Source organism: Pantoea sp. X-Soil-TKNS-1207 (genome assembly GCF_059730485.1).
Genome location: NZ_AP035960.1, coordinates 358,614 through 371,125 on the forward strand (window position 1 = coordinate 358,614; position 12,512 = coordinate 371,125).

The window sequence follows — 12,512 nt, forward strand, 5'->3', positions numbered from 1 at the left end:
TAAAATATTCCAACTTTAGAGTTATTACATTTTACAAAAATAAAGATGAAAAACCCAACCACCAGATAACAACCAAGGTCATTTGAAGATGAACATTATCTTTGAGTTAAAAGAAATATCATAAATTTCATTTTTCTCCCTTATGCATATAGAATTTCGTTTTCATAGTATTATTTATTTTTATTTTTGAAATTAAGAATTCCTTACCAGGGCGTAAGTAATCCGCATAATCGTGCCATACACTTTTAGAGCTCTTCCAGCATTCTCATTCTGACAACGAATGAGTTCGCCATTCGTAAAGCCGTTTTACTGAGCATAAAAGCATCACTGTGATTAAGGCGGACGAACTGTGAAAGATGCCTGCCGTGATACCAGTGTCTACGAAACTACCTGCTGCAACGGGAAATCTAAGTACTGATGTAAGGAAACCTCTGGTATCAGTGGAGTGACCCCGAGCCCGTAGACAAATTGACCTGCTCCCCGTTGATTAATACACCGCGATGTTAGTAATGTCTTCATCAGTCACATGAGGACATCCCCATGAAGAAGCGATTTTCCGACGAACAGATCATCAGTATTCTCCGCGAGGCCGAAGCCGGGGTTTCAGCCCGGGAACTCTGCCGCAAGCATGCTATTTCAGACGCCACCTTTTACACCTGGCGCAAGAAGTTTGGCGGCATGGAAGTTCCCGAAGTGAAGCGGCTCAAGTCGCTTGAAGAGGAGAACGCCCGCCTCAAGAAGCTGCTCGCTGAAGCCATGCTGGATAAGGAGGCACTTCAGGTGGCTCTTGGCCGAAAGTTCTGACGACAGACCAGAAGCGGGAAGCCGTGGAAGTCATGTTTGAGGCAACAGGTCTGTCGCAACGTCGTGCCTGCAGGCTGGCAGGTTTGTCCCTGTCCACCTGCCGTTATTCGGCTCAGCGTCCGGCTGCTGACGCGCAGCTGTCTCTACGCATCACAGCGCTGGCACTTGAGCGCCGCCGCTTTGGTTACCGGCGCATCTGGCAGTTATTGCGTCGGGAGGGCCTTCACGTCAACCACAAGCGGGTATACCGCATCTATCATCTCAACGGCCTGAGTGTAAAACGCAGGCGACGCCGCAAGGGGCTGGCGACTGAGCGGCTTCCGCTTCTTCGTCCGGATGCGTCGAACCTGACATGGTCGATGGATTTTGTCATGGATGCACTTGCCAGCGGCCGCAGGATTAAGTGCCTGACCTGCGTGGATGATTTCACGAAGGAGTGTCTGACGATCACCACGGCATTCGGGATTACAGGCGTTCAGGTGACACGTATTCTGGACAGCATTGCGCTGTTTCGTGGATATCCTACGACGATAAGCACTGATCAGGGCCCGGAATTTACCTGCCGCACGCTGGATCAATGGGCCTTTGAGCATGGTGTTGAGTTGCGCTTAATCCAGCCGGGCAAGCCAACTCAGAACGGATTTATTGAGAGTTTCAACGGTCGCTTTCGGGATGAATGCTTGAATGAACACTGGTTCAGCGATGTTCTTCATGCCCGAAAAATCATTAATGGCTGGCGGCAGGACTATAACGAGTCCAGACCTCATTCATCGCTGAATTACCAGACGCCATTTGAATTTGCAGCAGGCTTGCGAAACGGGAAACATGAAGAAAAATCAACCGACATTACTAACTGAAGGTTGTATCTAATACTAGGGGCAGGTCAGAACAAATGAGAAAAAGCTCTCAATGAAATGAGTCCATCCTTAGAAAAGGATAGATACATTGCCAGAAGATACGGGAGATTACCTCAGCAGCCTGTAGCCTGAAAAGACAAATATTAAGATTTTGTAATTTTACTCAGCATGAAATCATGCTGAGTTTATAAACTATTGGTAAGTCACTGCATATTGTAATGACGCCGTAACTGTTCCGGGCGTTGCCTCACCAGTTGCATAATATTGAGCAGCATAGGTTGCACTAGATGCCGTCTCTCCTGCTGCAAGAGTTAAGTCACCACTAGCAGTATAGCCATTACTCAAGTCTATTGCCTGACCAGATATATCAAGGATCTGGACTTCAACATTTGATGCAGTACCAGAATTTCCAAGATTGCCAGTGTTACTTAAATTGTTACCTACAAATACGCTTGAAACAGTGGTTGCATTAACCGAATCACCAGTGCAACCAGATAAACCAACTTCAAAACTTGTCTCACCGGCTGTTGAACCACTTGTCAAGAGTCGAGTCGCAGTGACAGTTGGCAACGGAACAACGGGGGAATTTGCATTACCGTCTATCGTTACCGAGCATGTCTCGGAGGTGAGTTCTCCCTGAAAAGAAATTGAATTATCAGACATAGCTGAAGCGATATTTACGAAAATTAAACTACTGAGCATTAATACAATCTGATTTTTTTTCATCATAAAATTCATTTTCAATCCTTAGTTATAACACAATCCCTTATGAGGGCTTACCTACATCTACTGTTTTCGTATTTCGCTATATGAGTATACATTCGCTTTTAAACAATAAACATATAGACTAATGAATTCAGAAAAACGTTCTTACTCATTAATTATATTAAACATTCACTACTTATAACACGTTGATACACTGTCTATTCATCGTTACGAGCCCGCAAGTTCCTGTGACTATGTTGATATGTCCCCATCAGCGAGATGGTTCAGGCCATTAAGCTCTCTTTGGCCCGGTCATCTAGCTTCGGCCATCCAAGTAATGCGACTGTTGGCTTGGGGGCACTCATGCACAAAAGTTGTTCCTGTATTCAGAGAGTTTTTAAGGAAGTTTTGGTGAAGCTTGCGACACTGAAAATTGTTACCTAATATTTACTTTTATGTCTTTGAAAAAAGATAAATATGTAAGTAGATCTTTTAGTCTGCATCTGGAAGCAACTGAAATTAACACTAAAGACACTAATTAGCTATCTCCCCATATATTTCATTAATGAAGCCAATTAAAGCAGTCCCTATGGAATAACCAGGCCGATGTCCGTAGCAGCGTACCTGGCCGAATGAGGAGTTTACATACGAAATATTCAAATTACTCCATTGGGCAAGCTCGCTCACTAGCTCATTGGAGATATTATAAATATCTTCGGTCATTAATAAAACTTAGAATTTTAGGTTAAATGATAAGTTTTAATACAAAAACTCACTCATTTGTTATGAGGTTTTAGTTAGTTAGCTATGATTCATTGTTTTTATTAATTAGAAATACAATCTCACTTTATAACCTCCCAGGCAATAACAATCCAGAAAGAAAAACAAAACAAAAACACCCCTAAAAATACGTTTGCGCGTAAATAATTCATTTGAACCCCCTGGCACTAGAAATAAAAAATTGATAAACAGAAAATCACATTAAGCCCTAATAGTTAAACACTAGTAAAACAATGACACATATAAAAACGCCTGCCGTTAAATCTTCTATTCCTTTTGATCTAGCGCAATTTTGGAAAGTTGAATGATGTTATGTCGATAAAGCTATGACCTCCCTCATTCATATTTTTTCATCTACATATTCTGAATTGTTAATCTTCACGCACAGTCACTTCAATAATTCCTAAAAGACATGTTTTGATGTCACGGTTGATATTTGTTTAGTGTTTCCACATTATGATTCTCCGGCTGCAGTGAATCCCCCTCAGCGGCGGGGCTAAGCCATTACTCCTGTATCAGTTAATTCAGCTAAAGCGAGTCAGAATATGGCTTTTCTGACTCACCGGGAGGCACCCGGCATTGCAGCACTATTTATCTGTTAAATCGAAGTTTGGGATTGAAATTCTGCGCCAGATTTCCACAATGTGGATGTCTCTGATTCCCAGAGACATCATTTTTGTTTACAGCGTTATGGTGCGTTGATCGCATTTCGCAGTAACAATGCGAGATCTCCACACAGCGCTATCTCATAGTTAAAACACTGGTATATAGTCTTGCTGCAAACCATCAAAATGAGGAAAGGTTTTTCCCGCCTGGCAGACACACCAGGGTATCCGGTCCATGATTTTTATCGTGATCCGGGCCAACAGTTAACACTGACACAGTTGCCAGCACAGGGTGAAAAGGTTTAATTATAATACACAATCTCATAGCAATGATGGGTTCATCTCTATTAAGGAGACTGCGATGATTAAAAAAATTTTTATTGCTATTACGTTTTTTTCAATGACCGGATGTTCAGGCATGGTCGATAAGATAAAAAACACTGAACTTACGAATGTTTCATTTCCCGCCAAACAAACATACACCATCAACTGCCTTGACACTGCCGCAACACGGCGAGACTACTTCCTTGAAAAAGGTGATCATATTGGTGTAGTAGACCGTTATACGCTGAGAAAAGTGGGTGGTAAACCGACAGTCACATTAGACGTTCAGGGGATGAGCAATTCTACCACTATCACCATCATGTATGACCAACGGGATCAAAACACCGCGAATGATGTTGAAGGAATTCTCGGATACTGTAAAAAATACATTGGATAAATCAGTCTCATTTGAGACTGAAAAATTAAACTCGCCCCAGCTTTGTGGAATTCCTGGCAATGCAGCAGGATAATAAAATGGGTATGTGTCCGATGCATCTTGCCGTTTACTGGAGTGGATATCCTTCGCTTCCACTCCTTTTTCTTCGAGTCATCTTCATCACCGATTCTCATTCTAAGTCTCATCGCCGGATTACAACCTCCAGCCAGCATACCATTCTTCGGAGAGGTTGAGCTGGATGTCTCGTCAAAATTATGTGGTGATTAGCCGTGATGCATTTACTACTTAAGTATTCTCTTCGGCAAACGCTGACCGGGACACAGAAATTCAGAATAAAAACCTGAATTGCTTAACTCCTTTGGCTTGCTAATGCAAAAGTCCAATAATTTTTTTGAAGAAAAATCTTAATTTTAGTGAATTGATGACCATAAAATCCTTTTTTAAAAAGAAACATCGGTAGAAACTTGATCCATATGACTATTTTGTTTTTATTTTTGTGCTAAACGCAAACCCAGGCTACATTAATACACGTCAACCGCTTCTAAACAAAAGTTGTAACTTTCTTACAAGAATTTAATTTTCATCATAATATAACCTTATCGAAATCATAATGTTAAGCTTACTGTTTCAAGGTGATGGAATGAAGATAAAACTACTGCCGCATCTCATACTAATGTTTCCTATGGTGGGCTGGAGCGAGCCACAGACACCGACTGCTCCAATCGGTAAAAATATACTCGCCATTACTGAAAACTACATTAACCGCCAGTTAACAGGTGATTCAACTACCACCCCAACGGCGGCACAGGTATCAGCTTACGATACTGTCGTCTACATAGACTCATTATCGAGCGGAGCGACACCAAGATTATTATCCGGAGAAGGCTCGGACAAATATACCGATTTCGATTTATACGGCCTTAATGGCTTCTACCTTGGCAATGGATTTGCCTCAAATGCAATTAACAATGGACAGACCGGTGCTCCAGGTGATTTGACTTCTGTTTATAACTTTGGCGACTATCTCTATTATCTCGCCTCCGGCTCATCATTCTATCGGTGGGAAAATGATATACCGTTGCTTTCCGGGAAAGGGCGGATCCTCTGGGTCGGTGCCGGGGCCAGTACCGGGGACGTGGTTAATGATGCCGGTATGGTGATGAATTCTGAGACCACGGCCCTGACATTCAGCGGTGACGTTGCCAGTTTCAGCAACCTCGGAACGGTTACGGCCACCAATACGGCACTCGAAATCACTGATACAGGTACCGTCGGTTCCGTTAACAACAGCGGAACCCTTACCGCCCAAAATGCCATCGAGAATGCGGGCACTGTCAGCGGTGCCGTAACGAATACGGGCACCATTACCGGCAATATCAACAACACAGGAACAATCGGTGAGGGTATCGCGAACAGTGGCACGATCAATGGTGAAATAGCCAATCTGGGTACTCTCAGCGGGACGACCGGCTTGCTGAACACCGGAAGTATCACCGGCTCCTTTGCCAATATAGGGAGCGTTGACGGCGATATCATCAACGCGGCGAATGGCACGATAAACGGACTGATAGCAAACGGGAACATCATTTCCGGCTCCGTTATAAATGCCGGTACGATCAATGGCGTTAACATTCAAACTGATGATAATGCACCAGAGGTATTATTGAATACCGGTACCATCGCTGGCAGCGTTACCAACACCGGCACCCTCAACGGTGATATCAACAACACCGGTACCATCAGCGGCGGTATCCTGAACTATGGCATCATTAACGGAAATGTCGCGCTGGGCGATGCGGCAATGACCCTGGCAGGCAGTGCAGCGTCCGTCTCCGGCACCATTACCGGCAGCGACGCTTCGTCTGTCAGCATCGGCACGACCAGTGATGCTACCGCGTACACCACAGCCAGTGCGGCCACCGTCGGCAGCATAAGTGTGGCGACGGGCAGTACGCTCACCCTGGCGGATAACACGCAGTGGACGGCCACCGACACTGCTGCCGATGCCATCAGTAATAGTGGCAGCCTTATACTGAGCAATGGCTCGGTACTGAATGGCAACCTGACCAATACCGGGACGGTCTCACTCAGTGATGAGAGCAATACCTCTTCAACTTTAAACGGTAGCCTGGTCAACAGCGGCACACTGGTGCTAAACCCGACAGACACCAGCGCCGGCAATACGCTGACCATTAACGGCGATTACACCGGTACGGCTGGCAGTTCTGTGTCGCTTGGCTCGGTGCTGGCCGGGGATGACTCGCTGACCGACCGTCTGGTGATTACCGGCGATACCAGCGGCAGCAGCACACTTTACGTGGCCAACGAAAACGGTTCAGGCGCGCAGACGCTGGAAGGCATTCAGCTGATTGAAGTGGACGGTACGTCCGGTGCTGACTTCACGTTAGGTAACCGCGTGGTTGCCGGTGCCTATGACTACAGCCTGCAGAAGGGAAACACCTCCGGCACCGACACATCAGGTTGGTATCTTACGTCGTATCTGACCGACGGAGACAGTTCCGGCACAGATACCGTCCGGGCCGTGCGTCCTGAGACGGGCAGTTACACCGCCAACCTCCAGGCGGCCAATACGATGTTTGCAATGAGCCTGCACGACCGCGCCGGAGAAACGCAATACGTTGACCCGCTGACAGGCAACACAGAAACCAGCAGCCTGTGGCTGCGACAACTCGGGGGGCGTAATAAGGCTTCACTGTCTGACGGACAGAATAAAACCGCGGCCAACCGCTATGTCGTTCAGCTCGGGGGGGATGTCTGGCAGTCACAGGGGAATGCAGGAAAACTTCGCCTGGGCGTGATGGGCGGCTACGCCGATCAGAACAGTAAAACGCGAAATTCGCTGACCGGCTACCGCTCTGAAGGCTCAGTGGACGGCTACAGTGCAGGTCTGTACGCGACCTGGTATCAGGATCCTGAAGCGAAAGGTGGCTTGTATGTTGACAGCTGGCTGCAATATGCGTGGTTCGACAACGAAGTGAAAGGGCAGGATCTTTCACCGGAAACCTATAACAGCAAAGGGCTGATGGCGTCGGCAGAGACCGGCTACGACTGGCAGGTGTCAGGGTGGACGACAGAAAGCGGCCTCGAAAACACCTTATGGCTCCAGCCACATGGACAGATTATCTGGAGTGGTATCAAAGCGGACGACCACATGGAAAGCAACGGTACGCAGGTGCAGTCCTCCGGCCAGGATAACGTGACGCTTAAGCTTGGCATGCGCACCTACCTCAACGGGAAAAGTGCACTGGATAAGGATACCGGGCGGGAGTTCCAGCCATTTATTGAAGCCAACTGGATTTATAACACGAAGCAGTACGGTGCCTCACTCGGGGGTACAGAAGATAACGTGACCGGGACGCGTAATGCCGGAGAGCTGAAAGCCGGGCTGGAAGGCAAAGTATCACAGGCAATGACCGTCTGGACCAGCGTGGCTCAGGTAATGGGCGGTAAAGGTTACAGCGATACGGAAGGGATGCTGGGACTGCGTTACCAGTTCTGACGGTGATATAACCTGAACTGCCGGTCCTGCAGCGAGCGGTTCAGGTTTTTGGTACTGTTTCTGCAGGATACCCCGGAAAAACAAGGGAAACACCATGAAAAAATACGCATTTTTTACGATTTTCGCCGCAGCAGCTTTACTGACAGGCTGTTCCAGTGATTACGTTATTCAGACCCGCAGCGGGGATATGATTGTTACGAAAGGCAAACCCGAAACCGACAAAGCTACCGGCCTTGTGACATACAAGGATGCAGGCGGGAATAAGCACGAAATCAACCGTGACCAGATACAACAGATGGTCGAAAAATAGAGTTCTGTTAGCCGAAAATCACGGTAAAAACGGAAAATGCCTGGCTCCCCCTTTCCCTGAAGGAAAGGGGGCTTAGAAATCTGCATAAGTCGTTTTTTGTCCCTTCCGGCAGTTAAAACACGGAATAAAGGCAGGGTAGACACTGTTATCAGGCCACCAATAATAACGCTGACATCGCGCAGGTTCTCTGAGTTGAATCACCAACCAGCACCGCCTTACTGTTCCTGACAACGCAGAGAGATCCTGATGGACATCATTTTCTTTAACCACACACCCATCCTTGTGCCAGCTATTGCCGTTCTGATGCTGATACTGAGCCTGGCAGTTGCATTCTGGGGGCAGATATTCAATACGGATGCGAAGTTCTGGCGTAACCTGCTGGCAGAGCATATACGGAATAACACCGAAACAGAGAATACGAAGGCCGATAATATGGAATGTATTTATGCTGATGCCGCCCGCAGCTGTACTCTGAATGCCACAGTATGCTACATCAGCGCAGCACTGATGCCGCTGGCGGCGACTGGTTTTGTCAGCATGGTGATGTCCGCGCTTATCTGAAAAGGGCAATGATATCCATTTGACATTACTAATACACAATTGAAAAAATGACAAGTACGCCGCCTGGCGGCGTTAAAATATTTAATCTCATTTGAGAATGTCAGACAAATAGCTTCCCACATCGCTATCAGAGTTACTGCACCCGCTATTTTATTTATTTGCATTTGGTATTCAGGCCACATTACCGGGCCAATAGCAGTTCTGTTTTCCGGACTGGAGGTTAAAGTCTAAAAAAAACGCCCAAAGAACAGGGCGTTATCGAGAATCGATTAAATATGAAAATGAAGGTTAAAGATTGTATGGGAAGTAAGTTATGCACTAACTCACGGAAGAAATTCTGACACAGATCACTTAAACATATAATCAATACCATAGATAAAAAAACCTATTTTTATTCATGATTGATATATCAACTACGGACAGAAGACGACTTCCACATTAAAACATTTAAAAATAGTTTAAAATATGGGTCATTTTTTGGCTATTTTTGTAATATATAAGGTACAGCACAGCATGCTGTGAATCTTGCGAAAAATTAAAAGAATGTAACGTCAAATTAGAACACGCACACCTTTTATAAAAACACCCCCCAGTAGTTCATTTATCGATATTAATTAACTCACTAAAAGTAGTGGCGAGTCGAGGACTGATGAATGAATTTACCGTTCTACACGATGTATATAATAGTTTTCTTTCAAGAAAACTTAATATCGGAACGATTCGAATCCGATAGTTACCATAAATAACAGACGACCAGTAATTTGTGATGTTTGCAGTTGAGTGCAACACTACATATTCCCTTACTGAAAATAATTCGCATGGAAAGTATAATCAATCTGTAATGCCAACTTAAAGAAGATAAAAGAATTTGGTGCAAGCAGTTTATTTGTGTGTTCTATCGCAAGATTCAAGTATTATTTTTCGACTCATTTCAAAATGATAGCATTAAACAACAAGTTAAAAATGTAAGTGTTTTTTTGACTATATGTATATACTATTGCATAGTAATTAAAGAGGACAAAGAAAGTTTGGGGTTTATGATGCATTAAAATACACCCCTTTAGTAAATTATATGTATTTATACTATTCCTTTTAAAAATCATAACTTATTGAAATTAGGCTAATTGCAGTTTCTTTATTAACAAGGAGTGATGATATGATGTTTCAAGTCATAGAGAGTTTAGCCTGTTCATCAACTGGAAGCTTCTTTACAATAATGCTTTCAGATAGGGATGAGTTTATGATTGTCTGGAGTACGAATCATCATATACTAATGATGTGCGATGAAGTACACATTCTGGATTTTATGGCATTAAACATCAGGAATGGAGAATTTCTGGATATCCTGAAGATACACCCTTTTCGGCCAGAAGTCTGGGGGGAAATTCACAAAGAGTGCGAGTGCCCAGGGCGCGGGCATAAAAATAGCATTTGCCTCTCTAACAAAAGGTGTCTGTTCAAAGATTGCCCCTACGGATTACAGAAAATATAGTTTTATTGTCACTCTTTTGCTTTCGGGCGATACGGCGAGGGTATTCGCGAGATACTATGTATCAGTACTCCTGTCATAACGCCGCATTACGTTATCTGAAAATTATCAATCCGCCGCCCAGCCATTTTTTGTATTATTTGTGCGGCGGAATGAAGTTTCCGGCTTAAAATAAGATAGCGCTTACTGCTGTGTGAGAAATATCTTATTAATACCGGCGATTTGATGGTTATTTTTCGTGAAAATATAAATTTCGTTTCCTTCTGTGGTATATCGATTATCATAATCCCGTTTTATGTAAAGCTGTTAATCATTAACGAGTAATAGAAGGAACTATGGATGTTGAGAAAAAATGTTGCTGAATTCTTTGGTACGTTCTGGTTGGTATTTGGTGGTTGCGGGAGTGCTGTGTTAGCTACGGCCTATCCCCAGCTTGGTATCGGGTTCTCTGGGGTAGCACTCGCCTTCGGCCTGACAGTTTTAACAATGGCATTTGCTGTTGGTCATATATCTGGTGCTCATTTTAACCCGGCTGTAACACTGGGATTGTGGGCTGGTGGCAGAATTTCGTTCAAAGATGTTATCCCTTACATCATTTCTCAGGTTATTGGTGGAATAGCTGCTGGAGGTGTTCTGTATCTGATAGCAAGTGGAAAGTCTGATTTCGATGTGACAGTCAGTGGTTTTGCATCGAATGGGTTTGGTGACCATTCTCCTGGAGGGTATTCTCTTCAGGCTGCCATTATGATTGAGCTGGTCCTGACAGCATTTTTCTTGATTGTTATACATGGAGCTACTGATAAACGAGCCCCGACTGGCTTCGCACCGATTGCTATTGGTCTGTCGCTAACACTTATTCATCTTATCAGTATTCCGGTAACTAACACATCTGTGAATCCGGCGCGAAGCACTGCTGTTGCCATTTATCAGGGAACCTGGGCTTTGCAGCAGCTCTGGGTATTCTGGGCTGTTCCACTGGCTGGAGGCGTTCTTGGTGGGCTGATTTATCGCTTCTTTTTTCAGAGTAAAGACTAACACCTGAACAGTCAGAACATGTTAAAAGCCCGCCAATGTGCGGGTTTTAACGTTTCTGAACCCGGGATTTGTTAAAATAACCAGGATCATCCCAAGATTGGTAACTTTACCTCTGAAAATTATATTTTTACGAATTGGCCCTTATATCGGCGCTGAGGTGAATCCCCCTAAACAACGGGGCTAAGTCAGGTTTAGCTCAATGTAAGGCGAGCAGTTCAGGTTGCTAACTTGCCTTAACTACCGAGAGGCCCCCGACACTGCAGTAGTTGATACCAGAGAATATAAACCAACATATCTTCTCATATGACATTGTTTTTATGTCATTTAGAGTGCGTAAGTTGACATTAATCAAATATTGAAAGTCACATTAATTTAATATCACAGGCGTGTTAAACGCGAATTTGACACGCTTTAATCGTTAAGCCTTATGCCTGTCATTATTAAAAATAGCTATATACTCTTAACCTGCGAAAGCAGGTTTTTTTTACGCCTCAGATCAATAATTGCTTAACCAACCAATTGTACGGGTTTCTCGTATTGCGATTCAAACCCTCCCCAGTTGCTTCTTCCCTCCGGGGCTTTTAAACCACTCCGGGCCATGCCGTAGACGGAGATGCGCTGCAGGCACAGAAGTACCGACCGCGTGGCCAGTCATGACTGAAACGTTGACCACCGGCATCGATGCGTTGGTGCTGAGTGGTAGAAGGGTGGCGCTATTTTGGAAATCCCTCATTGGCGAGATCTCTTCCTGCGTCACTAATAATCGCGCCAGTGGCGACATCATCTCCGGCTACAAAGAGCAGGTCTTGCCGGATCTCGCTGCCGCGTGAAGGGCGTGCAGGGTAAAGCAGGTCGCTAGAGAAGAAGAAATGAAGTGAGTCGGATTATTGGAATACTGAATTATGAAGAGGGCTATCGGGAAAAGCCTTACCTCACCATGCTGCGTTGCCCCACGGCGGCGGCTGGTATCAGCACCGCCGAAAGTTTAGTGATGGCCGCGCTATGTTTATGCTTCTCTGTCGTCATCGGCCACACATGTCTACTGTATGGTTCTGCCGAGCTATGCAGCCACTTTTTCTTGCAGTCATGCTATTCCGTTACTGATCCGACGGCGAGCAGCGAACT

General features: G+C 45.0%; 9 protein-coding genes. 8 read left to right on the plus strand and 1 reads right to left on the minus strand.

Annotated elements, in window-relative coordinates:
• Positions 1 to 540: 540 nt before the first annotated feature.
• Positions 541 to 1,661 (plus strand): IS3 family transposase gene (locus AC6I8V_RS24960; protein WP_497846641.1). Its coding sequence is split into 2 segments (ribosomal slippage): positions 541 to 799 and positions 799 to 1,661, totalling 1,122 coding nucleotides; the frame shifts between segments, so codons are not numbered across the junction.
• A 192-nt stretch (positions 1,662 to 1,853) separates the two neighbouring features.
• On the opposite strand, the gene AC6I8V_RS24965 is transcribed toward AC6I8V_RS24960, so the two are convergent.
• Complete coding sequence (locus AC6I8V_RS24965) at positions 1,854 to 2,390, minus strand: fimbrial protein (protein WP_497847037.1); 537 nt, start codon at positions 2,388 to 2,390, stop codon at positions 1,854 to 1,856.
• A 1,722-nt stretch (positions 2,391 to 4,112) separates the two neighbouring features.
• Here AC6I8V_RS24965 and AC6I8V_RS24970 point away from each other — a divergent pair.
• The 7 genes from AC6I8V_RS24970 (at position 4,113) to AC6I8V_RS25000 (ending at position 12,217) form a co-directional block, all read left to right on the plus strand.
• Positions 4,113 to 4,472 carry a hypothetical protein gene (locus AC6I8V_RS24970; RefSeq protein WP_497839103.1) on the plus strand — a complete coding sequence of 120 codons (360 nt, stop codon included), beginning with the start codon at positions 4,113 to 4,115 and terminating at the stop codon, positions 4,470 to 4,472.
• Positions 4,473 to 5,082: 610 nt separating this feature from the next.
• Positions 5,083 to 7,992 carry an autotransporter outer membrane beta-barrel domain-containing protein gene (locus AC6I8V_RS24975; protein WP_497846642.1) on the plus strand — a complete coding sequence of 970 codons (2,910 nt, stop codon included), beginning with the start codon at positions 5,083 to 5,085 and terminating at the stop codon, positions 7,990 to 7,992.
• Positions 7,993 to 8,086: 94 nt separating this feature from the next.
• A complete protein-coding gene (locus AC6I8V_RS24980) occupies positions 8,087 to 8,302 on the plus strand; it encodes a YgdI/YgdR family lipoprotein (RefSeq protein WP_497839101.1) in 216 nt (71 codons plus the stop codon).
• Between the two features lie 246 nt (positions 8,303 to 8,548).
• A complete protein-coding gene (locus AC6I8V_RS24985; protein ID WP_497846643.1) occupies positions 8,549 to 8,863 on the plus strand; it encodes a hypothetical protein in 315 nt (104 codons plus the stop codon).
• Positions 8,864 to 10,022: 1,159 nt separating this feature from the next.
• Positions 10,023 to 10,355, plus strand: coding sequence for a hypothetical protein (locus AC6I8V_RS24990; RefSeq protein ID WP_497847038.1), 333 nt, complete (start codon positions 10,023 to 10,025; stop codon positions 10,353 to 10,355).
• 336 nt (positions 10,356 to 10,691) lie between these two features.
• A complete protein-coding gene (aqpZ, locus tag AC6I8V_RS24995) occupies positions 10,692 to 11,387 on the plus strand; it encodes an aquaporin Z (protein WP_497846644.1) in 696 nt (231 codons plus the stop codon).
• A gap of 653 nt (positions 11,388 to 12,040) precedes the next feature.
• A complete protein-coding gene (locus AC6I8V_RS25000) occupies positions 12,041 to 12,217 on the plus strand; it encodes a hypothetical protein (protein WP_497846645.1) in 177 nt (58 codons plus the stop codon).
• The last annotated feature ends 295 nt before the right edge of the window (positions 12,218 to 12,512 follow it).